Below are 24157 nucleotides of genomic sequence, written 5' to 3' on the forward strand. Positions count from 1 at the left end.
CTTTCCTTCTTCCCTGATATTTAACCGCGTTGCGGGTTGCTGAGTTATTTCGATTTACTTGTTAACGACATCGTTGAGTGCGGTGGTCACGCCATGTGCCTGCTGATCGGCATGGTAAGAGCTGCGTACCATCGCGCCGACAGCTGCGTGTGCGAAGCCCATTTTGTAGGCTTCTTCTTCATACATTTTGAAGGTGTCAGGGTGCACGTAACGGCGCACTGGCAAGTGGTCGCCGCTAGGCATCAGATACTGGCCGATGGTGAGCATGTCGACATCGTGGGCGCGCATGTCGCGCATGACTTGCAGCACTTCTTCATCGGTCTCGCCGAGGCCGACCATGATGCCGGATTTGGTAGGTGTGTTTGGATGCTGCGCCTTGAAGCGTTTCAACAGGTTCAGCGAGTATTCGTAATCGGAACCTGGACGCGCTTCCTTGTACAGGCGCGGTGCGGTTTCCAGATTGTGGTTCATCACATCCGGTGGTGCTGCATTCAGGATTTCCAGCGCACGATCCATGCGACCGCGGAAGTCAGGTACCAGGATTTCAATACGGGTGTTCGGCGACAGTTCGCGTACCCGGCGTATGCATTCGGCAAAGTGACCGGCACCGCCGTCGCGCAAGTCGTCACGATCGACGGATGTAATCACCACGTAATTCAGGCGCAGCGCAGCGATGGTCTTGGCCAGGTTCTCTGGTTCATTGACGTCGAGCGGGTCCGGGCGGCCGTGGCCGACATCGCAGAACGGGCAGCGACGGGTGCACTTGTCACCCATGATCATGAAGGTTGCAGTGCCTTTGCCGAAGCATTCGCCGATGTTAGGGCAGCTGGCTTCCTCGCACACGGTGACGAGGTTGTTGGCACGCAGGATGTCTTTGATTTCGTAGAAGCGGGTGGATGGCGAAGCAGCTTTGACACGTATCCAGTCGGGCTTGGGCAGGCGCTCCATCGGTATCACCTTGATCGGGATACGTACGGTTTTGGCGGCGCCCTTTTGCTTTTCGCTAGGGTTGTATGCAGGCGTTACGGCTGGATTTGTCTCGGTAGTCATCAGGCTGGTCGCTTTATGTCAGTCGCCCTTATGTCAGCGCCGGGTAACAGTGCTGGCTAAGGACGCGTGGCGCCGACGTTCGTCATTGCCACGATAAAAATAATGGTGCTACGGGTAATGCGGTGTTGCTGCCGGTCTAACGCGACAGGCTTTTGCTTAATCTGTCTGCCAGTGCGTTTTGCACTTCAGATAATGTTGCCTGCGCGCCCAGGCTTTGCATATCGATGGTAGCCAGGTCTTCATAACCGCAGGGATTGATCCAGGTAAACGGGGTCAGATCCATCGCAACATTCAGCGAGACGCCGTGATACGTGCAACCGTTGCCACGTATCTTCAGGCCCAGTGCAGCGATTTTGGCGCCTTGTGCCGGTCCGTCCGACATATAGATGCCGGGCGCGCCGGGTTTGCGCTCGCAGGCAAGATTATACGCCGCCAGCGTATCGATCACAGCCTGTTCGATTTTATTCACCAGTTCCCTGGCAAAGAGGCGGGCATCGGCCTTGTGACGGCGCAAATCCAGTAGCAAATAGATAACAACCTGACCCGGGCCGTGATAAGTGACTTCGCCGCCACGGTCGGTTTCGACGACAGGGATGTCGTGCGGGTCCAGCACATGTGAGGGGTCGGCGGCCAGTCCGAGGGTGAAGACGGGCGGGTGCTCGACTATCCACAGTTCGTCGGCGGTCGCCACCGTACGCGCATCGGTGAATGCACGCATGGCGGCAAAGGTGGTGGCGTAATCCTCCAGCCCGCGTTGCAGGACCAAGGGTTGGTGTGGCACGGACAGGTCCACGGGATTACAGGACGTACTTCACCATAGGGTGCGACGACAGGGCGCGATACAGATTGTCGAGTTGCTCGCGGCTGGTGGCGCGCACGGTAATCGTCAGCGACAGATAGTTGCCGGCTGAAGAAGGGCGTTGCGCGACGCGGCCTTCGTGGAATTCCGGATCGTGGATGGTGACGACTTCGATAATGGTCGGGACGAATTGATCGTGCGTCAGGCCCATGACTTTGATAGGGAAGTCGCTTGGATACTCGATCAGGTTTTCCATCGGATCGACTGCATCAGTTGGTTTGCTTGGTTCTGTCATAGTGGGCTACTTTTAAGTTGTCATTTGTTCCAGCAACATAGTGTTGTCGGACTGCATTTCAGGCAAATTTGGCATCCTGATATGCCTTGTATAGTTGTTTATAAATGGGGCCGGGTTGCCCGTTTGCTATGGCCTGGCCGTCTATGGAGATGACAGGCAAGACTTCCTTGGATGCCGACGACAAGAGTACTTCGTCAGCGGTAAATACTTCATCGCGGCTGATGCGGCGCGACTCGAACGGAATATTGTTCGCCGCGCATAGCTCCTCCATCAAGCCGTAACGTATGCCTTCCAGGATCAAATTATCCCTGGGCGGACCCGACAGTATACCTTGTCTGACTATCCAGACATTGGAGGCCGATCCTTCGGTCAAAAAACCATCGCGGAACTGGATGGATTCATTGGCATCGTGTTCCGCTGCATTTTGCGCCGCCAGCACGTTGCCCAGCAGCGAGATGGATTTGATTTCGCAATGTAGCCAGCGTTTGTCTTCCATCGAGACACAAGCCACGCCATGGGTGCGTACCTGCTCGGATGGAGGTGTGAGCGGATTCGCCATGATGAATACCGTAGGCGTCAATTCCACATTCGGGAAGGCATGCGCACGTTTCGCTACACCGCGCGTCACCTGTATATACGCCAGCTGATCCGGCGTGCTTGCCGCTGTCGCTACGCGCGTGACTAGCGCCAGCCACTCCTCTTCGGTATGCGGGTTGTTGATGCCGATGGCGGCCAGGCCGCGGGACAGCCGCGCCAGGTGTTGTTGTGGCCGGAATGGTTTGCGGGCGTAAATGGGTATGACTTCGTAGATGCCGTCGCCAAAAATAAAGCCCCGGTCCAAGACAGATATTTTGGCTTCGGAGAGATGGGTCATACTGCCGTTCAGGTAGACGAGGGGATCGTGGTCCATGTCACCATTCCTTCAGTGGGGAGAACCCAATTCTGGCACAAACCCCGGACCGGCGGTGCCTTGCCTACAGATGTTGACGGACGGCATGCTTGCGCCAAACAAAAACGGCAGAGTCAACCGAAGTTGAGCCTGCCGTTATTGTGACGTGAGGATCAGGCCTCACGCCGCGTAAGCATCAGTGGATTAATGCACCCACAAGCGGATCGAGTCCAGTGCGCGACCGAAGAGGCCAGCCTGGCCGACTTGTTCCAGCGCCAGGACAGGCAATTCGGAAACCACTTTGCCGTCAGCCGACATGACCTTGATGGTGCCGACCTGGCTGTTTTTGTCGATAGGTGCAACCAGTGGATCCTTGCGTGCCAGTACTGGTTTCATCGAGTTGGCGACGCCTTTAGGGACGGTCACATAGACGTCGCGGGTGAAGCCGATCTTGACGGTGTTTTGTGTGCCTTTCCAAACGTTTGGAGTGGCGATAGGCTCGTTTTTCGCGTACAGCTTGACGGTGTCGAAGTTGAGGAAACCCCAGTTCAGCAGTTTTTGGCTTTCCTGGGCACGAGCCTGGTCGGAAATGGTGCCGAGTACGACCGAGATCAGGCGGCGTTCGCCGGTGCCGTTAGGACGTTTGGCGGTCGAGATCAGGCAGTAACCGGCGCCCTGGGTGTAACCGGTTTTCATGCCGTCTACGGTTGGATCCAGCCACAGCAGGCGGTTGCGGTTAGGTTGCTTGATGTTGTTGTAGGTATATTCTTTGGTCGAATAAATCTTGTAGAACTCAGGGTGATCGTTGATCAGGTGCGACGCCAGTACCGACAGGTCACGTGCGGTCGAGTAGTTGCTGGCGCTAGGCAGGCCGTGCGGGTTGGCGAAGTGGGTGGACTTCATGCCCATGCGTTCGGCTTCGCGGTTCATCAGCGCGACGAAGGCATCTTCGGTACCGGCAACTGCTTCGGCGATTGCTACCGCAGCGTCATTGCCGGATTGCACGATCAGGCCGTACAGCAAGTCATTTACTTTGACTGGTACGCGCGGTTCGATAAACATTTTCGAGCTGCTCGGATCGACTTTCCACGCGTTGGTGGAAATCGTGATCATTTGGTTCAGGTCCAGCTTTTTGTCCTGGATTGCGGTGAAGGCTACATACGCAGTCATCAGTTTGGTCAGCGATGCCGGTTCGATACGCATATCAGGTTCATTCGATGCCAGTACCTGGTTGCTGGTTGCATCCAGCAGTAACCACGATTTGGCGGCAATGGTAGGCGACGGAACACTTTGGGCAAAAGCGGAGGAAAGCGATAGGACGGTAGCAGCGATAGCCGCAAGTAATTTTTTCATTGGACTCTGTGGTGGATGCCCGCGTACAAATGCGGGCTTCGATTTGGAAAAGTTATCGGATTATAGCGCTGCGCGTGCTGCAGATCGATCACGCAAGATGAATGTTTATCAATGCGGCAGCTTAGCGCGGCCACACTTCGACAACGTGATTCTTGATATGTTGCAGTTTGCGATTAAAAAAGTGATCGCAGCCTGGAACCACCAATACAGGCAGGTCTTGCGGACGTGCCCATTCAAATACATTGGTTAGCGGGATGGTTTCATCCTGCTCGCCGTGGATCAGGATAGTCCCGGCCGGAACCGTAGGCAGCGGCCATTTGCCGGCGGCGGTGCCGACCAGTACCAGGCGCTCGGCGGAGCGGCCTTGTTCTTCCAGGCGTTTTTGCAATTGCGCCTGGACGAAGGTGCCGAAAGAAAAACCGGACAGCGCAAATGGCAGTTCCGGATATTTTTCTTGTGCATACGCTAACAGTTGCGCCATGTCGTCGGTTTCACCTGCGCCACCATCGTGTACGCCGCCGGATGCACCGACGCCGCGGAAATTCATGCGGAAGGCGGCATAGCCGAGTGTGACGAACGAGCGCACCAGCGTGTGCACGACTTTGTTATCCATGGTGCCGCCATACAGCGGGTGCGGATGGGCGACCAGCGCGAAGCCGCGTGGGGTATCCGTGGCTGGCAGGTCGAGGGCGCATTCCAGCGTACCGGCGATGCCGTCCAGCGTGAAGTATTGTGTTTGTGCGTTCATGACGTATAGCGTATGAATGGGATGGAGGCAGCCGCGCAGATCGTGCGCAGCATGCCGGGTTTCAGATTTTCAGACGTTCAACAACTTTGCCGCCAACCAGATGGACGTCGATGATTTCATCAAGGTCTTCATTGTCGACATAGGTGTACCAGGTGCCTTGCGGATAGATCACGATGACCGGGCCTTCTTCACAGCGACCGAGGCAACCGGACTGGTTGACGCGAACTTCACCGCTGCGGCTCAGGCCCAGCTCCTTGACGCGTGCCTTCAGGTGCTTTTGTGCGGCATGCGCGCCGCGTTCGGCGCAGCACTCGCGACCATCGTCGCGCTGATTCATGCAAATGAATAGATGCTGGCCAAAAAACTGTTTGTTTTCAGACATGAGGGGGATATGAGGCGTGATCTGCATTAAAGACCCAGATGATACACCCGTGTCATTTTCGCTTCACGCGATGGCTGGAATGCAGCAGGAACCACAAGGCGGCAAATGGCCAGAACAGTGACAGGAATTGCGCAGCACCGTTGAAGTTGAGGAATTTGCCCTGTACCCAGGTTTCCAGTGTGGCAATGAAGTAAGGATTGGCCGGCGCGATGTTGACGACTATCAGGCCTGCGATCAATAAGCCGACCGCAGCGCGTCGCTGATGGGTACGCGACAGGAAAGCCAGGCCGGTCAGCAGCGCCAGTCCCAGCAGCAAGCCGCCTTGCGCACCTGGCGTCATCCAGGCAAAGGCCGCATCCGGACTAAAGAAGATAGCGGTAGCCAGTCCTTTGACCGCGAGTGCTGCCAGCAACAGGAGTAGCAAGAGGACGACACGCGGTGCCTTGTCGCGCAGCATGCAGGCGAGCGCCAGCAAGGCTCCGGCAACACCACAGGCGGTAATGATGGCTTCGGTCAGCCAGTACTGTTCGACTGTAAGTTGTACGCCATTGCGCAAGAAGCTACCGAGGTCGATAGGCGTGGCGAGCCATTCCGATAACCAGTCGGACAGGATAGGGAAGAGCTGACCCTGGCCGAATAAATAACTTTGCGGATAAATTTGTGCCAGCGGCCAAAGTGCAAAAATAGTCAGGCCACGGCTGGCTTCTGCCGTGAACCAGCGCTGCCGGATATGGCGCAGGCGGCTACGCTCCAGTACCAGGTGGCTGCTGGCGACACCTATGATGGCGCCGATTAATGCACCGCAACTATTGGTCAGTAAATCCAGGTTGGAGGCAACGCGGCTGGGTAAATAAGCTTGGGTTGCTTCCATCGCACCAGACAAGACGATGCCGAGCAGAGTGGCGAGCAATAACGCACCAAAGCGGCGTACCTGCGGATACAGCGCATACACCGCCAGGATGCCGAGCGGAATATAACCGAGGATATTGGTCAGCAGGTCAAATCCGGTCCAGTAACGCGGCGGGATGGTCGCCAGGAAGTAAGTTTGCAGCGGGATGCCGACGTCCTGCCAGCCAGTGAATGGAAACAGGCTCGCATAAACAATCAGGAATAGATAAGCCAGCAAGCCACCGCGTGAAAACGTCGATGCTTGCGGTAGTGGCGCTGGTGCCGGGATTATTTTTTCGTCGCTACTGTTGATAACCATGCTGCTATTTCATTAATGATGTCATCGCTGGCTGCTGCCAGTGCTGCTGCGCCGCCTTGTGCATCTGCGCTCGCAGTTGGCAGCTGTCGACTAAACATTTTTTGCGCACGCAAATTGCGGCCGTCAAACAATGACGCGCGCATTGCGATCGATATCGTACTGTGCTGCGCGCTATCAAATGACTGGGAAAAATCATCGAGCTCTATACGCAGTATCGGCAAGTTCGCTGCGCCATTATCCGCCGGAACCACGATGCCGCCTGCTTGCGACAAGCGTGTTTTCAATCTTTGCTCGAGCAATTCGGCTGGTGGCATCGCCCACTGGCTGCCTGCATACGGGCGTGGTTGCTGGCCGTTGGCGTAATTGAGACGGTAAAACATCATCGGCGTGTCCAGCCAGCTAGGCGCTACCACATCGGCAACGCTGATGGCTGGCAGGTTCGCGTTCTGCGTCGCCTGTGCTTTAAGCGGGCCGAGGTCATACAGTGCCGGTGCGGATGTATTACCAACACAACCAGCGAGCACGGCGCTGCTTGCCAGTGCAAGTGTTATCAGTAGTCTGCGAGCGATCGTCATCTTGGCTATCCTTGGCAGTGATCTTATGGTGCTGGCGCACTGAAGCCGGCTTCACCTGGGCCGGGTTGTATCCGGCCGGGGCCAAACAGTATGCCTTGTGGTCGCTGATTAAATGATTCCAGTGCGCGATTCAGTGAGCGCATCGAAGTACGGGTTTCATCTATCAATGGCGACGCCTGATACTCGACTGTCGAAGCAGCAGAGCCAACCTTGCCTATGGTATCGCTGAAGCTGTCTATCGGGCCACCGGTTGCGTTCAGCTTGCTCGTGATTTGCGACGCTTCATCGGAGAAACGGTTGATCGAGTTGAGCGCGCTATCGGCTTTGTTGGCGAGGGCGGGTAGTTTATCCAGCGTCGGTTGCAGCTGTTGCGGGATTTTTTCTATCTTGTTAGCGGCGGCACTGACATCGCTGAATGCACCGAGTATGGTTTTCTGGTTTTCTTCAGACAACATCCCATTGACCTTGGATGCCAGTTCTTCGGTTTGCTTCAGGATCGCCAGGCCACGTAGTTGCAGTGTGTCGAGCAGGCTGGCGCGCAAGGTGATGCGTGCCACTTTGTTTTTCGACGAAGGCAGCAGCTCTGGTTGCGAGCCATCGTCATCCAGCTGTACGTAAGCGAGACCGGTCACGCCCTGATAGCTGAGCGTGGCAAAAGTGGAATGCGTAATCGGCGTGTCTTTGGAGACGCTGAAACGGATCAGGATTTGCCCCGGTTTTTGCGGGTCGAACAAAACCGCATCGACGCGGCCGACATCCAGCCCGCGATAGCGGACCCCGGCCTGCGGATTCAGTCCCGGCACGGACAGCGTGGTGGCGATTTCATAAGGTACGCGTTCGACGCGATCACGATTGAACCAGAGTGCAATCAGCACCGCGGCGACCAACAGGACGATCGTGAAAATACCGGCCATTAATGCATGCGCTTTATTTTCCATAATTGATCTTTAGAGTGATGACGGCTCTCCTCCCTGGTTCGGCCCCGGTTTTTCGGGTAGTGCTTCAAATGCGCGCTGTCCGCGTTCACCGCGGAAAAATGTTTCGATAAACGGATGCTTGAACTCGACCACCTTATCCGGCCTGCAATAGGCAATGATGTGTTTGTCTGCCAATACTGCTACCCGTGAGGACAACGCAAACAAGGTATCGAGATCATGGGTCACCATAACCACGGTCAGGTGCATCTCGTCGCGCAATTCACGTATCAGGTTGACGAAGCTTTCTGATGCGTTTGGATCCAGTCCGGCGGTAGGCTCATCCAAGAACAATAGTTCCGGCTCCAGCGCCAATGCACGTGCCAGCGCAACCCGCTTGATCATGCCGCCGGATAAATCGGACGGCATCTTCAGTGCATGTTCAGGACCTATACCCGCCATTTGCAGCTTCAGCAAAGCTGCATCGCGTATCAATTGTCTGGGTAGGACGCGCAATTCGCGCATAGGTTGCGCGACATTATCAAAAACTGTCAGCGCCGAGAACAATGCACCTTGCTGGAACAGCATACCCCAGCGATTGCGTAATTGCTGCAGATGCTCTGCACTGATGCGATTAATGTCTTCACCAAATACGCGCACAGTGCCGCTGGCTGGCTGATTCAGTCCCAGCATCTGGCGCAGCAGCACGGTTTTACCGGAGCCTGATCCACCTACCAGTGAAACGATTTCACCCTGGTTAATTTTCAGGCTCAGGTTTTCGTGCACCACCACATCGCCGAAACGTGTGCTCAGATTATCGATTTCTATAATCGATTGCGGATTATCTACATGGTCATCCGTGCAGGCGGCCAGATTGGGATCGATTTCGGGCAGCATCAGAATCCCACTCCGCTAAAGACGATCGCAAACACCGCATCGGCCAGGATGACAACGGTAATCGCGGTCACTACCGAGATCGTCGTGCCCGCGCCCAGGCTTTCGGTATTGGGTTTGATGCGCAAGCCGAAGTGACAGGCCACTAAAGCTATCAGGCTGCCGAAGACCACGCCCTTACCCAAACCTATCCAGTAATTGGCCAGCGGTACGGCATCCGGCAATTCACGTAAAAAATATTTGAAGGACAGTCCTAACTCAGCATTTGCCGCCACCATGCCGCCCAGCAAAGCCATCGCATCGGTCCAGACCACCAGCAATGGCATCGAGATCGCCAGTGCGATCACCTTGGGCATGATGAGGCGGTAGCCATGCGGCAAGCCCATGACCAGCATCGCATCCAGTTCTTCGGTGACGCGCATGACGCCTAGCTGCGCGGTAATCGACGAGCCGGAGCGACCGGCCACCAGGATGGCTGCCAGCAAAGGGCCGAGTTCGCGGATCACGCTCATGCCGAGGATGTTTACGAGGAAAATATCACCGCCGAATTGATGCAATTGTTGTGCCGACAAATAAGACAGCACGACCCCGATCAGGAAGCCGACCAGCGCAGTAATGCCCAGCGCCTGATAACCGGTATGAAAAATATTGGCCGATATTTCCTTCCACGGGCCGCGTTGCGGCAGGCGCAGGAAGCGTCCCAGGTCCATCACCAGTTGGCCTATCAGCGTGATGAAGCCGAGCACATGATCGACCATGCGCATTTTGAATTGCAGATAGGCGGAGAGGGTGTACCAGCGGTGTTGTGGTGCTTTCTTTACCTGCAGGGTGCCGGTTTGTTCCAGCCGCTGGAAGAAGGTTTCATGCTGCGGTGCCAGTGTGAGTCGGGCCGGACGTTTCTTGCCCCAGGCATTCCACAGTAGTTGCGCACCGATGTAATCGAGCGCTTCTATCTGTGACAGATTCCAGTGCGTCTCATCTACTTTGCGTACCCCACGCAGCGTGGCGCTGATCTTCTCCATCACCCCTGGCTGCGCCGGATCGGCCAGCGCACGCACCTGCCATGAGCCTGCTGCAATGACAGTGGCCTGGTCGTTCTGCGTGTAGCTCAGGGTGGGCAACGCGTAGTTATGCATGCAGGCAAGTGTAAGGGAGATTGCAATTTGCGTCACGCCAGCACTTCAGCCGTAGATTTGCATGGGCATCAGTTTCGCCGGGGCAAGCATCCCGTTACAATGCGCACATGACTGCACTCCCCACACCACAACGACTGGCCAGCCTGTGCGCACCCGCGGCGCAAGGCATCGCGCTGGAGATCGTGGCGGAGACCGGGTCCACCAATGCCGACTTGCTGGCACGTGCGCTCCATTTGCAGCAACCAACCCTGTTATGGACGCAGTTGCAAACAGCGGGCAAGGGGCGCGCTGGTCGCGCCTGGCACACTCCGCCCGGTTCGGCGCTGACTTTTTCACTGGCCTGGAAATTCAATTTGCCGCTGCAGGGCTTGCTGGGTTTGCCGTTGGCGGTTGGTGTCGTGATCGCTGAAGCCTTGCGTAACTATGGCGTCGATGCACGCCTGAAGTGGCCTAATGATGTATTGAAGGATGAGGGCAAGCTGGCTGGCATCCTGATCGAAACGGTTGTCGACAAATCGGGACAGGCTGCCACATGGGCGGTGATCGGTGTCGGGATTAATATTGCGCAGGCGGCTGAACTGAGTGTGCAAGCCGGTCGTGCGGTCGTGGCTGCAACCGAGCTGGCGCGTGAACCTGAGCACGTTATGGCCATCTTGCTGGATGGCTTTGCACAAGCCTTGCCAGTGTTTGAACAACAAGGATTTGCCGCTTTTGTCGAGGCGTGGAATGCGCTGGATGCATATGCCGGGCAGACGGTTAATATCCTTGATCAGGGCCAGGTGCTGCATAGCGGCTTGGCGGCCGGAGTAGACGCCAGCGGACGCTTGCTGCTGGATACGACACAAGGACGCATCACGATAGCCGCAGGCGATGTATCGTTGCGGATCAGGGAGGAATAACGATGCTCTTATTGGTCGATGCAGGAAATACGCGGATTAAATGGGCGCTGGTCGATCGTTCCGCGCCTGAGCAGACGCCAGGCAAATGGCTGCAGCATGGCAGCGTGGCGCGCGCCGAAGCTGGCAGCCTGATCGAGGCCTGGCGTGGTTTCAGTATAGGTCGCGTGATGTTGTCGAATGTGGCCGGGCATGAATTGCGCGGTGAGCTGGAGCGCGCGGTATTGCATACGCTGGGTACCAAACCGGTGGCACTGGAATGGTTTGCTTCGGCGGCGGAGCTGGGTGGGGTGAAGAACCGTTACCTGAATCCGACGCAACTAGGTGCAGACCGCTTTGCTGCTGCAATAGGTGCGCATGCCTTGTTCCCTGACGGGCCGCTGGTGGTTGCCACTTGCGGTACTGCGACCACGGTTGATGCCTTGAGTGCAGACGGTGAATTCATAGGCGGCATGATTTTGCCGGGGCTGGGTTTGATGGCCTCGTCGCTGGCCAGAAATACTGCGCAGTTGCCGCAAGTCGCATTGCAAAGTACTTTGACGCAACCGTTTGCCGACAACACCGATGCCGCCATCGTCAGCGGTTGCCTGGCGGCGCAGGCGGGCGCGATAGAGCGTGCGGTGGCGGCGCAAATGCGGGCATATCCGAATCTGCCGATTCCTTGCATACTGGCAGGCGGTGCGGCAGACTTGATTGCACCGCAGCTCACTATAGATTACACACGCGTCGATAATCTGGTTTTAATCGGTTTGCATACAGTAGCGTTACAACATACTTCCCCATGCTAAAAATCCTGTTCGGCTTATTGTTGGTGATCAACGGCGGCTTGTACGCGTTTGAGCATGGCTATCTGAATAGCCTGATCCCGCCCAGCCACGATCCTTTGCGCCTGAAGCAGCAACTGAATCCAGACTTGCTGAAACTGGTGCCGCTGGATAAAGAAAAAGCCGAAGCCGGGAAGGCGGAAAAAGTAGCTGCGGTCGAACCGGAGAAGATTCCGCAAACGGTAGAGAAACCAGCGGAAAAGCCGGTAGAGAAACCGGTTGAAGTACTGGCCTGCACCGAGATCGGTAATTTTGATGCCGCTGAAGCGAAGAATTTTGAAGCGAAGCTGACTAGCTTGGCTTTGGGTGAGCGCTTGTCGCGTCGCCAGATACAGGAAAATGCGCGTTTTATCGTCTATATCCCGCCTCTCGCCAACAAGGAAACTGCGGATAAAAAAGGCGGTGAGCTGAAGCGCCTGGGTGTCGATGATTTCTTTGTCATTACTGAACACACGGCTTTGCAGTGGGGTATTTCGCTGGGAATTTTTAAATCGGAAGAAGCGGCGCGCAATCATCTGGCGGCGCTGAATCAAAAAGGTGTGCGTAGCGCCAAGGTCGGGCCGCATCACCTAAGCGCACCTAAAGTCGCGTTCCAGTTCCGTCGTATAGACGCAGCGACCAAGGCGAACCTGGACAAGATACGCACGACCTTCCCACGCCAGGAAGCACGTGCCTGTACCTGAGCGCCGGGTTAAGTCTTAGGTGCTGAGCTGGCGGCGGCCAGTCGGCGCGCCCGCAGCGCAGACAGGCAATTCTGGCACATGCAGGTTTTGGCCTTGCCACTCGCGTCACGCATTATCTCGCCTTTGGGTGCTGTCGGCAGGGCGGTGCACCAGCAGGCTTGAGCGCTTGTCGTGTCCACCATGCCACAGGAGAAAGTGGCGCCGCATTGTGAACAACTACTCATTTTTCTTCCGTTTTCATTTTTTGATATTGCTTGTCGACAAATCGCACGGCAGCCGTGACGGCTGTTACAGGCGGGCAAACGGGCTGCATCTGCGGTGGTTTTGTCGTTTGGGCAAGACAGGGACTGAATATTCGTGGCATTTCCGGCAAAGAGCCAAGAAATGAATTGGCATTCGCTGTAAAATCGCGGTCATCCTTTTTTCAGAACCACTACTACCCAACTTGACCGATATGAACGCTGATCTTACTGTAGTTTCGCCACAAATACAGGCGCAAATTCTGGCCGAGGCGCTGCCGTATATCCGCAAATTTCACGGCAAGACCATTGTCGTTAAATACGGCGGCAATGCCATGACCGAAGAGCGCCTGAAGCATGGCTTTGCGCGCGACGTGATTTTATTGAAACTGGTCGGCATGAACCCGGTCGTGGTGCACGGCGGCGGTCCGCAAATCGATAACGCGCTGAAGAAGATCGGCAAGCAAGGCACCTTCGTGCAAGGCATGCGCATTACCGATGAAGAAACCATGGAAGTCGTGGAATGGGTGCTGGGCGGTGAAGTGCAGCAAGACATCGTGATGCTGATCAACCACTACGGTGGCCAGGCTGTCGGCCTGACCGGCAAAGATGGCGGTTTGATCCGTGCCAAGAAAATGCAAATGCCGGACAAGGAACATCCGGGTGAATTCCTCGACATCGGTTTTGTCGGCGACATCGAAGCGATCAATCCTGCGGTTGTCAAAGCGCTGCAGGACGACGCTTTCATTCCTATCATTTCGCCTATCGGTTTCGGTGATGATGGTCAGGCATACAACATCAATGCCGACGTGGTTGCGGGCAAGATCGCTGAAATCCTGAAAGCTGAAAAGCTGATCATGATGACAAACATCGCTGGCGTACAAGACAAGCAAGGCAATTTGCTGACCGATTTGTCGGCACGCGAGATTGATGAGATGTTTGAAGACGGCACCATCTCCGGTGGCATGCTGCCTAAAATTTCATCGGCACTGGATGCGGCCAAGTCCGGCGTCAATACCGTGCACATCATCGATGGTCGTATCGAACATTCGCTGCTGCTGGAAGTGTTGACCGAACAAGCGTTCGGCACCATGATCCGCTCGCACTGATCAGATTCAATTCAATAAAAAAGCGTAAGGACTTCAGGTCCTTACGCTTTTTTTATTTTCTCAACGCTTATGCCGGTAGCGATAAAACATCGGCCTGGTACTGCGCATGCCACTTTTCAAATTCCGCTGCCGGTAGCGGGCGCGAAATCATAAAACCTTGCGCGATATCGCAGCCGAGGTCAGACAGTAATTTGTAGGCATTTTCTTCTTCCACGCCTTCGGCTATGGTTTGCATGCCCATCTTGTGCGCCAGCGTAACCGCAGCTTCAACAATGTGTACAGCACCTTTGTCATCCGGCAGCCGACGTACGAAAGACTGGTCTATCTTGATCAGTGAAATCGGCAGTTGATGCAAATATTGCAGCGACGAGTAACCTGTGCCGAAATCGTCTATCGAAATCGTGATCTTGGCATCGGCAAGACGGCTCAGTTCTACTATAGTGCGTGCGATGTCGTGCATCAGCGCACCTTCCGTGACTTCCAGCTCCAGTGACTGACCACTGACTTCATAGCGCTGCAACAAGGACAGCACCAGATCGGAGAAGCCGGGCTGCAATAAATTGCGTGGTGAGATGTTGACCGCTATCGGCAGGTGTATGCCTTGCTGACGCCACGCCACGATTTGTTTCATCGCCTGCTCCAGCGCGAACTCGGTGATCAGGTTGATCAGCGTACTTTGTTCTGCGCGTGGAATGAAAATGCCGGGAGGGATGTTGCCGCGTTCCGGATGATTCCAGCGCATCAGCGCTTCGACACTGTGTATTTCGCCGGTGCGTATGCAAATCTTGGGCTGGTAATGCAGCGAGAGCTGGCCTTCCTTGATGGCGCTCATCAGACTGCCGAGTATAGAAAGGTTTTCTTTTGCGAAGTTGCTGGTTTCCGGACTGTAGGCGACACAATCCAGTGCTTCTTCATCGGCGGAGATCAATGCTGATTCCGCTCTTTGCAGATAAAAATCGGGTGACTGCGTGATCTTGCTGAAGGTGGCGTAGCCGAGACGGGAGTCGGCGTGGATGGGGATGTCGTTGAACTGGTAGGGTTGTCGCGCGCCCCTGACTAAATCTGCGAGCAGGAGCTTGATGGTTTGGGCATCCCGATCCCGGATCAGGATGCCTAACTGCTCTGGGTCGATACGGTAGACCTGTACTTTGTCCTGCAAGATGTAGGTGTAGCGGGCCGCCGATTGTTGTGCGACTTCCTTGATGACGTCAAAGCCAAATGCTGACTTCAGCTCCATCGCATTTTGCAGTGAGACCACTACCAGCATATGCAGGTTGGCATTGCTTTTGACTTTGGGCAGTTGCGCCAATGCGCCGAGTAAGGCGCTGCGGTTAGGCAGCTGCGTAGCCGGATCGTGCCGCGCTATCCATTTCAAATGTTTCAGGTAAGACCTGACGCTGTCACTGGCGACGCCGCAGGCAAATCCGACCAGCATGAAAAATCCGGTGCGGTAGAGCCAGTTGAGCATGGCTTGCTGTTCGCCGGTGATGACATCGATGGGCATGAAGGGGCCCAGTGCGATGCCGCCGATCAGGCCCACTACCAGGCCGCCGCGCATGCCAAAAACAAAACCTGCCAGCATGATGGGCAGGTACATCGAATGGGAGTAAACGAATTTGATGCCGCCGGTTGCATATACCAGCGCATAGACACCACAGACGGCGATGATGAGGATGGGCACCATGATGATCCGTATTGCACGGATATGCACGCCTAGCCATTCAAACAATCGCGTAGTGTTCATCAGACATTCCTTTGTGAGGCAACATCAGCTTGGTACTTCAGTTTGCTAGATGGCGCTCACAAAACGATATGGCGATATGGCTGCCCGGGTATAGCGAGAAGCCAATTTATGCGTCTTTTTTCATGGGCGATTTCTTAAATGCATCTTGCCATGGCGAAAAAAAATGCGCAAATAATATTTCCTTTTTGAAATGTTTTTGCGAAAAATAGGGCAGTGCAGCGCCCGGAACAGGTGGTTTTAATACAGTTTTTGTACCGTGTAGCCACGTTGTTGCAGCAAGCCGGGCACGCCTTTGGCTCCCAGCAAATGCAATGCACCCACCGCGACGAAGCTGGTTTTGTCGGTCTTGAGTAAGGCTTCTACCTGTTGCGCCATGGCCGGATTACGCTGATCCAGCAAGACCTTCTGCAGGAAGCGATCCGAGGCGTTTTCACCTTTTTGCATCTCCAGCAGGGCAGCATCCAGCGCCTTCGCATCGGCGCTTTGCCAGGCTGTGATCAGATCCAGTGCTTTTTGCATGGCAGCACCGTTGGCCAATTCAGTCAGGTTCTCTACCAAGTACTCCTCTTGTTCGGCATCGTTCATGCTGTCGAACAGTGACAACTGGTAATCCGCTGTCTCCAGTTCCTGCACGGTTTTCTTTTGTTTCTCGGCCAGCGACAGGAAGTGCAGCTCTATACCTTGTTCACTGGGAAAGCCCTGGCGTGCCATTTCCTGCACCAGCAAGAGATTAGCCACCATCCACGGCTTCATGCGCGCGATGCTTTCAAATGGTGTGCCATAGCGGCGCAAGGCCTGGCGCAATTGGGCGCTGGCATCTGCCGACAAATGCTGGTTAATGGTTTGTCCGGCCGGATAGAGGCCGTGGCGCATAACGGCCTGGCGCATCGCTTCTGTATTACGGACGTCAACTTCGATGACCAGTTTCCTGGCGGCGGAGAAGGCGCGTGTCACTTCTGGTTCGAGTGGGTAAAATGCAGTCTTGCCGACATGCACAGTGCCGAACAGATAGCTGGTATTGCCGCGATAAGTGACGCGATACAGCGTGCCGCGCTGCGGGATGGTGTGCTTTTGTGCGGCCGCAGTGGCTTTACTTGCGGCAGGGTTGTCAGCTTGTACGCTGGGATTGAAGAAGCCTAATAACAAGGTGAAAACAAAAACGATGGTACGACGCATGCAACTCCCTTGATTGTTTTAAATACCCGATATACAGATAAACGAATATAGACGATGCCCAAGCTGACCTGGCTGTTCGACCTGGATAACACGCTGCATAACGCATCGCATGCGATCTTCCCCGCGATACATCTGAATATGAATGCCTACATCGCCCAGGTGCTGCATGAGGGCGGACACGCTTCGGATGAGGCGGCGGTGAATGCTGCGCGCCTGACGTATTGGCAGCGCTACGGTGCGACTTTGCTCGGTATGGTAAATCATCATCAGGTCCGGCCTGAAGATTTCTTGCGTGAAGCACATCGTTTTGATGATTTGCCGACCATGATACGTGCCGAACGGGGGCTGGCGCGCTTGCTGCGTCGGCTGCCGGGCCGCAAGATATTGCTGACGAATGCACCACGTCGTTATTCACGCGAGGTATTACGCCATCTGGGACTGCACAAGCATTTTGCCCGGCATATTCCTATCGAAGCGATGCGTGTACATGGTCGCTTGCGACCCAAACCGTCGAAACAAATGTTACGTAAACTGATGGCGCGCGAAAAGATCAGTGCGCGCCACTGTGTGCTGGTAGAGGACACCATCGCTCACCTGAAAGGGGCCAAGGAACTGGGCATGGCGACCGCATGGGTTACCCAATATTTGGCCAGCGATTCGAACAAGCAGGCATCAACTGGCGAGCGCGCAACAATCACCTACACAAAACGCCCAATTTATGTCGATGTCAAAGTAAAATCCGTAGGGCAACTATTCAGGCAGTTGCACCGATTGCGCTAGCGGGGGCTACCCGCGGTATGAGTTTTAGATTGCTAACTTACTTATAAGAATATTATGGCAACTACAAAACCAGGTGAACGCAAGCTGCAAATACTCCAGACATTGGCCACCATGCTGGAGCAACCCAAAGGGGAAAAAATTACCACGGCAGCACTGGCGGCACGTCTCGACGTGTCCGAGGCAGCGCTGTACCGGCATTTCGCCAGCAAGGCGCAAATGTTTGAAGGCCTGATCGAATTTATCGAATCGACCGTCTTCGGCCTCATCAATAAAATTACCGAGCAACAGGAGAATGGCTTGTCGCAAGTGCAGGCCATTGTCCTCATGCTGCTCAACTTCGCCGAACGCAATCCCGGCATGACGCGTGTGATGATAGGTGATGCACTGGTGAACGAAGACGAACGTCTGCAAACGCGGATGAATCAATTCATAGACCGTATTGAACTGGCATTGAAACAATCACTGCGTATTGCGGCGACGCAAGGGCAGGCGAATGAAGCCGAGGTTGCGGTACGTGCCAACCTGATTGCGAATACGGTGCTCGGTCATTGGCAGCGCTATGCCAAAACCGGCTTCAAGCAAAACCCGTCCGAGCATGCATCGGCACAGATAGCGATGTTGCTGGCCTGATCGCGGGCTACTCTGTTGATTTGATCGTTCCCGACTAGGCAGGTGGCGTGCCGTCAGAGCAGTCTGAAAAACTCCGGAGCCGCTTGGTCGTACAATAGCGACTTGCCGCGTACTCACGGCCTGACTCACGCCCCTGTTTTATGTCTCTCTTTACCCCTGCTGTTACCGCTGACGCCTGTTTTGCCTTGCTCGACGATATAGATGCGAGTGCGGCTGATGCACGTTCACGTCTGTACACAGGTTATCTCGGTGTGTTGTCGTGCCAGCAGGTGTCGCAACTTCCTGCGCTATTGGATGAGATGCAGCAGGCGTTGAGGCAAGGGAAATTTGCCGTCAGTCTCTTCAGCTATGAGCTAGGCGCGGCCTTGCACAACATCGTCCCCCATACGGGCGAGCAGCCTTGGGCTGAAATCCTTTTATTCGAACATTGCGCGCACCTGGCATCGGCACAGGTAGGGGCGTGGCTGGCGGCGCAGGCGCCAGCCGCTGCCGGTATTGCGCAGGTGGTGGCCGACACCGATGAGGCTGCCTTCAGTGCCGCGATCGCGCGCATACATGATTACATCGCAGCCGGTGATACCTATCAGGTGAACTACACCTACCGCCTGCGTTTCGATGCCTATGGCTCGGTGCATGCCCTATATCGTCGTTTGCGTGCGCGTCAGCCAGTGCCGTATGGCGCGCTGATCGGCTTGCCGGATGGGCGTGCCGCCTTGTCGCTGTCGCCGGAATTGTTCGTGCGTCACGACGATGGTGTGCTGACTGTGCGACCTATGAAGGGTACGGCCGCTGCCAGCGGTGATGTGCAGCAGGATCAGCTAGCCGCCGATGCGCTCGCGGCTGATACCAAGAACCGCGCCGAGAATCTGATGATAGTGGATCTTTTGCGCAATGATCTGGGGCGGGTCGCGCAGACTGGTTCGGTCAAGGTTGATAAATTATTTGATGTGCAACGCTATAGCAGCGTGCTGCAAATGACGTCTACCGTGCATGCGCAGCTGCATGAAGATGCGGGCTTACCCGAAATCTTCGACGCGCTGTATCCCTGTGGCTCGATTACCGGTGCGCCCAAACATCGCACCATGCAAATCATCCGCGAGCTGGAAACTAATCCGCGCGGTTGGTACACAGGTGCGATCGGCTACTTCGATCCGCCACTAGCAAAGCAAGCCCTGGGGAATTTCTGCCTGTCGGTGCCTATACGTACCCTGCAATTGCAGGCACAGAACCAGGATGGCATACGCAAGGGTGAGATGGGCGTGGGCGCTGGCATCGTGCATGACAGTGTGGCTGCCGATGAATATGAAGAGTGCCGCCTGAAAGCGCGCTTCCTGATCGGTATGCAGGCTGAGTTTGAATTATTCGAAACCATGTATGCGACGCGTGACGATGGTGTGCGGCATCTGGACAGACACTTGCGACGCCTGGCGGCATCTGCAGCTTATTTCAGCTTTGCCTATGACGAAGCAAAAATCCGTGCAGCCTTGCATGCAGCATGCGCTGCATTTGATGATGCGTCTGCGCGCAGATTGCGCTTTGCATTGAAACAGGACGGCAGTCATACGATACAAAGTGCGGTCCTCACGCCACTGGCTGAGCCAGTGAGGCTGCTACTGGCAGAACAAACCGTGGATGCCAGCGATCTCTTCCTGCGCCATAAAACCACGATACGCACTGCCTATGACGCGGCATGGCGTGCAGCAGAACAGCAGGGTGCTTTCGATCAACTGTTTTGCAATACGCAAGGGCAGGTGACTGAAGGCGGGCGCAGCACGCTCTTCGTCAAATTGCAGGGGCAGTGGTATACGCCGCCACTCAGTAGCGGCTTGCTGCCTGGCGTGATGCGTGCAGCGATACTGGATGATGCGGTATGGAATGCGCAAGAGCGTATCCTGACGCTTGAGGATGTGCGCAATGCAGAGCAAATCTTTGTTTGCAATGCATTGCGTGGCGTTGTTCCGGCTGTGATCGTCTGGCCGTAACGAAGCAATCAAAGCATTACGCTGGCAGCGTCACCTTGAAGCAGCTGCCACCACCTGCGCGTCCGCTGCAGATGACTTCACCACCATGCGCACGCGCGATCTGTTGCACCAGGCTCAGACCCAGGCCAACGCCGCCTTCACGCTCACTGGCACCCGGCAGGCGATAGAAAGGTGCGAAGATATTTTCGCGCTCCGCTTCCGGCACACCCGGGCCACCGTCGCACACTTGCAGGACAACCTTGTTGCCTGTTTTCTGCAGGCTGACATCGATAGGTGTGCCATTGCCATAGCGCCGTGCATTTTCCAGCAGGTTGCGTACCAGGCGGCGCAGCAAGCGTGCGTCACCGGGAATCTCTACCGATTCGGTTTCCAGCTGCGCGTCCATGCGTGCGCATTCTTCAGCGACCAGCGCGGTTAAATCGATAGGCTCAAAGATCTGTGCTGCATCGGTGGTTGCATCGAGGCGACTGGCCAGCAGGATTTCATCGATCAGTTGATCGAGTTCGCCGATATTGCGCTTGAGTTCATTGCGCATCTCCGGCTGTGCATCGGCCGCCATCAATTCGACGGCCATGCGTATGCGTGCCAGTGGCGAGCGCAACTCATGCGAGGCATTGGCCAGCAGCGCTTTTTGCGCATCGACCAGCGCTTCGATACGCGCAGCAGAGCGATTGAAACTGGTGGCCAGGCGTCCGACTTCATCCTTGCCTTCGACTGCGATACGGGTCGACAGCTGTCCAGCCCCCAAGGCTTCGACACTGGTTTGCAGTCGCTCCAGGCGACGCGTCAGGCGGCGCACGATAGGGTAGGCACCTATGCCCATCGCCAGGCCGATGATGACCAGCGTGGTGAAGAAACTGAATGGTGGTTTGCGTCGGCCCGGATGCTGGCCCACCAGCCAGCGATCATCCGGTAATTTGACGGCGAAGACCGGTGGCCCGCCACCGAGCCAGCCGCTCGTGGTCTGGGTTTCATCCAGAGGTGGCAATTCACGGCCTATCGAAGCTATTTTTTCGCGCTTGGCCGAATACAGCGTGAGGTCGGCGCGCATGCGCTGACGCCAGCGGTTCAATGCTTCCTGCTGTTCTTCATTGCTCGCATCAGCTGGCGGTAAGACGTCGGCAGCAATCGCCGCAAACGATTCCAGGCTGGGCCCGATCTGACGTGATTCGGTATTGATGCGCCAGGCCGACGCGAACAATATGCCCGCGATCGTCAGGCTGATCAGCATGGCGAGATAGATGCGGATGTAGAGCCGGTGTGACCAGCTGAAACGTCCTGGTGTTGCTGCGTCAGACATCCTGCGCCTTTGCAAATACATAGCCTGCACCACGCACGGTGATGATGCGTTTAGGCTGTTTGGGGTCATCTTCTATCGCTGCGCGCAAACGACCGATATGGACGTCGATAGAGCGATCAAAGGCTTCCAGCGGCTCACCTTTGACGACGTCCATTAATTGTTCGCGCGAGAGCACACGTCCGGCGCGATCTGCCATCGCTGCCAGTAAATTGAATTGATACGAAGTGACTGGCTTTTCCTGGTCATCGAGTCGGATCACACGGGCATCCAGGTCGATCTCAAGACGGCCGAAGCGCAGCACGCGTTCATTGTTGGTCGCTACACCTTGTTGACGGCGTAATACCGCCCGTAGCCGCGCCAGTAACTCACGCGGTTCAAACGGTTTTGGTATGTAGTCGTCGGCTCCGAGTTCCAGTCCGACCACGCGATCCATAGGATCGCCTTTCGCGGTCAGCATGACGATGGGCATGGATGCCAATGGTTGTGCCTGGCCGCGAATTTGTCGACAGACGTCAAGACCGTCGGCATCCGGCAGCATCAGGTCGAGCAGCACGATGGAGTAGGCTTGCGTGGCGGCAGCTTGCTGCAATTGCAGCAGGCCCTCGCTGGCAGTACCGGCATGCGTGACCTCGAACCCGTTCTGGTTCAGGTAAGTGGCGACCATGCTGGCTAAGCGCTGGTCGTCTTCTATCATCAGTAGGCGTTGTGTCATGGGGCTAGTGTAACGCGTAGTGTCCGGCAGTGAGTCGTTGTGACTAGCGCCAGCGTCCAAATTAATGGAGGCTGGCGCGTTCATGCTACCGGATTTAACTTACTGGGCGGCTGGTGCTGCTGCCGGTGCTGGTGGTGGTCCTTTGCGGCCGTGGTCGCGGTCATGGCCTTCATGACCAAAACGGTGACCAAAACGATGACCGAAACCACCACGGTGTTTGCTCAGTTGTTCAACTGCTTTCACACGTTGTGCCGGGGTTAGCACATCGGCTGCATCAGCAAATGCCTGGGTCATGCGACGCGAACGTTGATCAGCCAGTTTTTGCTCGGTCTGACGTACTTGTTCCAGCGCCTTGCGATCGATGGTTGGCTGTGCCAGCAATTTCAGGCCTTGCTCATGCGCTGCACGGTTTTGTTCCATGATGGGACGCAGGTCGTTGAAAGCCGACTTGGCGATTGCGCCGAGCTTGGTTTTTTGCTCTGGTGTGGCATCCGGTACGACGCGTTTGAGCATGTGGTCGAAGCGCTTTTCGGCACGTTCAGGATTCATTTTGCCGTGTGGGCCACCTTGTTTCTGTTGCTGGGTAGCTTGTGGTGCCTGGCCTTCCTGTGCGTGGCTGACGCCGACGATGGAGAGAGCGCTGAAGATCGCAGCAGTTGCACCTACCATCATCAGGCGGCGTGCGCGACCGGCAGCAGGGACGGTGGCTACGGTATTGCGGGTTTGGCTATTCATACTAAGCTCCTTGTTTGGCTATGGTGCCTGCTGTGTGGTGCAGGCATGTTGATACTTTAGGAGTCCACTGTTGCGGATTCGCTTGCGAGCCGTAAAGTTATGTAAAGGGTGGTGGCGGCCGACTTGGTGCATTTTGGGCAGCATTATTTGCCCCGATAGCCTTATTTCGCACCGCTTTGGGCTGCAATAGACAGCGAGGAGAACGGCTGCGCTTGGCATAGCTTTTGCACCACGGAAATGGTGTCTGTGCTCACAGACAGCAGCCTGACAATAATAAGGAATAACAATGAACCGGCGCCATTTTCTCCAGACCAGCTTGCTGGCTACTCCCGTATTGCTGCTCGTGTCCCGGGCGCAGGCAGTCGATACGCGGATTGCGCATATCAACGACGCGATCAACAAGTCCGGACGTCAACGCATGTTGTCGCAACGACTGGCGAAGTGTTATTTGCAGATCGGCCAGGCGATCGATATGCCACGGTCGCAAAAATTATTCAATGCGTCACTGACACTGTTTGAAAAGCAATTGGGCGAGCTCGAATCGTATGCGCCGAATGCAGAAAACAAAGCGACTCTGGCGAGCCTGAAAAAGACCTGGAGCGCGTACAAGAATGCTTTGCTGGGTCAGACACCGAACCTGCAGGATGCGAAGGCTGTGATGCGACTCAGCGAAGAAGTGCTGACGCTGGCACATGCATCGACGCTGCAACTGGAAAAAATTTCCGATACTGCAGTCGGTCATCTGGTGAATATCGCCGGACGTCAACGCATGTTGTCGCAGCGCATGGCGAAATTTTATCAGGCGATTAATTGGGGTGTTGCGTCGTCCGACGCGTTGCCGGGCCTGATTAAGGCGCGTGATGAATTCCTGGCGGCGATGGCAGAGTTATCGGCCTCATCCAAAAATACGACGCCTATCAAACAGGACATCCTGCTGGCGCAGCAGCAGTGGTTTTTCTTTGATCAGGCTCTGAAGAGCAACGCGATCAACGATGACACCAAGCTGCGTTTCGCCACCAATGTCGCGACCAGTAGCGAACGCATACTGGAAACCATGGACCGGATTACCGGTATGTATGAACAGCTGGGTTAGATGAAGCAGATA

The 24157-nt window shown here is 55.6% G+C and carries 26 protein-coding genes; 8 read left to right on the forward strand and 18 right to left on the reverse strand.

Going from position 1 to position 24157, the window contains the following annotated elements; translation table 11 throughout:
- Positions 1 to 54: 54 nt before the first annotated feature.
- From lipA to H7U06_RS03420, 12 genes are all read right to left on the reverse strand, one after another.
- A complete protein-coding gene (gene lipA / locus H7U06_RS03365) occupies positions 55 to 1050 on the reverse strand; it encodes a lipoyl synthase (RefSeq protein WP_175624771.1) in 996 nt (331 codons plus the stop codon).
- Positions 1051 to 1186: 136 nt separating this feature from the next.
- The gene (lipB, locus tag H7U06_RS03370; protein WP_175625201.1) at positions 1187 to 1837 is read right to left on the reverse strand and encodes a lipoyl(octanoyl) transferase LipB; all 651 of its coding nucleotides are present in this window, start codon (positions 1835 to 1837) and stop codon (positions 1187 to 1189) included.
- Between the two features lie 10 nt (positions 1838 to 1847).
- Positions 1848 to 2144 (reverse strand): DUF493 family protein, encoded by a 297-nt coding sequence (locus H7U06_RS03375; protein WP_175624772.1) that lies wholly within the window; start codon positions 2142 to 2144, stop codon positions 1848 to 1850.
- A gap of 58 nt (positions 2145 to 2202) precedes the next feature.
- On the reverse strand, positions 2203 to 3054 hold the full coding sequence (locus H7U06_RS03380) for a D-amino acid aminotransferase (protein WP_175624773.1): 852 nt from the start codon (positions 3052 to 3054) through the stop codon (positions 2203 to 2205).
- Positions 3055 to 3237: 183 nt separating this feature from the next.
- Entirely contained in the window at positions 3238 to 4386 is a 1149-nt protein-coding gene (locus tag H7U06_RS03385) for a D-alanyl-D-alanine carboxypeptidase family protein (protein WP_175624774.1), read from the reverse strand.
- 121 nt (positions 4387 to 4507) lie between these two features.
- Positions 4508 to 5134, reverse strand: a complete 627-nt coding sequence (locus tag H7U06_RS03390) for an alpha/beta hydrolase (RefSeq protein ID WP_175624775.1) — start codon at positions 5132 to 5134, stop codon at positions 4508 to 4510.
- Between the two features lie 61 nt (positions 5135 to 5195).
- Positions 5196 to 5516 (reverse strand): ferredoxin, encoded by a 321-nt coding sequence (locus H7U06_RS03395; protein WP_175624776.1) that lies wholly within the window; start codon positions 5514 to 5516, stop codon positions 5196 to 5198.
- 52 nt (positions 5517 to 5568) lie between these two features.
- Positions 5569 to 6723, reverse strand: a complete 1155-nt coding sequence (locus H7U06_RS03400; protein WP_175624777.1) for a VanZ family protein — start codon at positions 6721 to 6723, stop codon at positions 5569 to 5571.
- Entirely contained in the window at positions 6693 to 7298 is a 606-nt protein-coding gene (locus tag H7U06_RS03405) for an ABC-type transport auxiliary lipoprotein family protein (RefSeq protein WP_175624778.1), read from the reverse strand. Before H7U06_RS03405 ends, H7U06_RS03400 begins: the two co-directional genes overlap by 31 nt.
- 23 nt (positions 7299 to 7321) lie before the next feature.
- Positions 7322 to 8236 (reverse strand): MlaD family protein, encoded by a 915-nt coding sequence (locus H7U06_RS03410; RefSeq protein ID WP_175624779.1) that lies wholly within the window; start codon positions 8234 to 8236, stop codon positions 7322 to 7324.
- Positions 8237 to 8245: 9 nt separating this feature from the next.
- A complete protein-coding gene (locus tag H7U06_RS03415) occupies positions 8246 to 9109 on the reverse strand; it encodes an ABC transporter ATP-binding protein (protein WP_254873118.1) in 864 nt (287 codons plus the stop codon).
- Positions 9109 to 10242 carry an ABC transporter permease gene (locus H7U06_RS03420; protein WP_175625203.1) on the reverse strand — a complete coding sequence of 378 codons (1134 nt, stop codon included), beginning with the start codon at positions 10240 to 10242 and terminating at the stop codon, positions 9109 to 9111. The genes H7U06_RS03415 and H7U06_RS03420 overlap by 1 nt, the downstream gene beginning before the upstream one ends.
- Before the next feature lie 107 nt (positions 10243 to 10349).
- On the opposite strand from H7U06_RS03420, the gene H7U06_RS03425 reads away from it, so the two are divergent.
- Genes H7U06_RS03425 through H7U06_RS03435 form a run of 3 tightly spaced genes read left to right on the forward strand, consistent with a single transcriptional unit; the run spans position 10350 to position 12645 of the window.
- On the forward strand, positions 10350 to 11141 hold the full coding sequence (locus H7U06_RS03425; RefSeq protein ID WP_175624780.1) for a biotin--[acetyl-CoA-carboxylase] ligase: 792 nt from the start codon (positions 10350 to 10352) through the stop codon (positions 11139 to 11141).
- Between the two features lie 2 nt (positions 11142 to 11143).
- Positions 11144 to 11926: a type III pantothenate kinase gene (locus H7U06_RS03430; RefSeq protein ID WP_175624781.1), complete on the forward strand. Its 783-nt coding sequence runs from the start codon at positions 11144 to 11146 to the stop codon at positions 11924 to 11926.
- Positions 11920 to 12645: an SPOR domain-containing protein gene (locus H7U06_RS03435; protein WP_175624782.1), complete on the forward strand. Its 726-nt coding sequence runs from the start codon at positions 11920 to 11922 to the stop codon at positions 12643 to 12645. The genes H7U06_RS03430 and H7U06_RS03435 overlap by 7 nt, the downstream gene beginning before the upstream one ends.
- Positions 12646 to 12653: 8 nt before the next feature.
- Here the strand turns inward: H7U06_RS03435 and H7U06_RS03440 are convergent, their stop codons facing one another.
- Positions 12654 to 12869 (reverse strand): cysteine-rich CWC family protein, encoded by a 216-nt coding sequence (locus tag H7U06_RS03440; protein ID WP_175624783.1) that lies wholly within the window; start codon positions 12867 to 12869, stop codon positions 12654 to 12656.
- Positions 12870 to 13099: 230 nt separating this feature from the next.
- Between H7U06_RS03440 and argB the strand changes: the two genes are divergently transcribed.
- A complete protein-coding gene (gene argB / locus H7U06_RS03445; protein ID WP_175624784.1) occupies positions 13100 to 13993 on the forward strand; it encodes an acetylglutamate kinase in 894 nt (297 codons plus the stop codon).
- 67 nt (positions 13994 to 14060) lie between these two features.
- On the opposite strand, the gene H7U06_RS03450 is transcribed toward argB, so the two are convergent.
- Together H7U06_RS03450 and H7U06_RS03455 are read right to left on the reverse strand one after the other, a co-directional pair.
- On the reverse strand, positions 14061 to 15737 hold the full coding sequence (locus H7U06_RS03450) for a bifunctional diguanylate cyclase/phosphodiesterase (protein WP_175624785.1): 1677 nt from the start codon (positions 15735 to 15737) through the stop codon (positions 14061 to 14063).
- A gap of 237 nt (positions 15738 to 15974) precedes the next feature.
- Positions 15975 to 16913, reverse strand: coding sequence for a TraB/GumN family protein (locus H7U06_RS03455; protein WP_175624786.1), 939 nt, complete (start codon positions 16911 to 16913; stop codon positions 15975 to 15977).
- A gap of 54 nt (positions 16914 to 16967) precedes the next feature.
- Here H7U06_RS03455 and H7U06_RS03460 point away from each other — a divergent pair, with 54 nt between their 5' ends.
- The 3 genes from H7U06_RS03460 (at position 16968) to pabB (ending at position 20305) form a co-directional block, all read left to right on the forward strand.
- On the forward strand, positions 16968 to 17693 hold the full coding sequence (locus tag H7U06_RS03460; RefSeq protein WP_175624787.1) for a pyrimidine 5'-nucleotidase: 726 nt from the start codon (positions 16968 to 16970) through the stop codon (positions 17691 to 17693).
- A 54-nt stretch (positions 17694 to 17747) separates the two neighbouring features.
- Positions 17748 to 18323 (forward strand): nucleoid occlusion factor SlmA, encoded by a 576-nt coding sequence (gene slmA, locus H7U06_RS03465; protein WP_175624788.1) that lies wholly within the window; start codon positions 17748 to 17750, stop codon positions 18321 to 18323.
- Positions 18324 to 18463: 140 nt separating this feature from the next.
- Positions 18464 to 20305, forward strand: coding sequence for an aminodeoxychorismate synthase component I (gene pabB / locus H7U06_RS03470; protein ID WP_175624789.1), 1842 nt, complete (start codon positions 18464 to 18466; stop codon positions 20303 to 20305).
- A gap of 16 nt (positions 20306 to 20321) precedes the next feature.
- Here pabB and H7U06_RS03475 read toward each other — a convergent pair whose 3' ends face one another.
- The 3 genes from H7U06_RS03475 to H7U06_RS03485 all read right to left on the reverse strand — a co-directional run bounded on the left by H7U06_RS03475 (position 20322) and on the right by H7U06_RS03485 (position 23052).
- Positions 20322 to 21605 carry a HAMP domain-containing sensor histidine kinase gene (locus tag H7U06_RS03475; protein WP_175624790.1) on the reverse strand — a complete coding sequence of 428 codons (1284 nt, stop codon included), beginning with the start codon at positions 21603 to 21605 and terminating at the stop codon, positions 20322 to 20324.
- Positions 21598 to 22299: a response regulator transcription factor gene (locus H7U06_RS03480; protein WP_175625204.1), complete on the reverse strand. Its 702-nt coding sequence runs from the start codon at positions 22297 to 22299 to the stop codon at positions 21598 to 21600. The genes H7U06_RS03475 and H7U06_RS03480 overlap by 8 nt, the downstream gene beginning before the upstream one ends.
- Before the next feature lie 117 nt (positions 22300 to 22416).
- Positions 22417 to 23052 carry a Spy/CpxP family protein refolding chaperone gene (locus H7U06_RS03485; protein WP_175624791.1) on the reverse strand — a complete coding sequence of 212 codons (636 nt, stop codon included), beginning with the start codon at positions 23050 to 23052 and terminating at the stop codon, positions 22417 to 22419.
- A gap of 286 nt (positions 23053 to 23338) precedes the next feature.
- On the opposite strand from H7U06_RS03485, the gene H7U06_RS03490 reads away from it, so the two are divergent.
- Positions 23339 to 24145 (forward strand): type IV pili methyl-accepting chemotaxis transducer N-terminal domain-containing protein, encoded by an 807-nt coding sequence (locus tag H7U06_RS03490; RefSeq protein WP_175624792.1) that lies wholly within the window; start codon positions 23339 to 23341, stop codon positions 24143 to 24145.
- The last annotated feature ends 12 nt before the right edge of the window (positions 24146 to 24157 follow it).

Origin of the sequence: Herminiimonas sp. Marseille-P9896 (assembly GCF_903993245.1) — a bacterium.
Lineage (GTDB): Bacteria > Pseudomonadota > Gammaproteobacteria > Burkholderiales > Burkholderiaceae_D > Oxalicibacterium > Oxalicibacterium contaminans.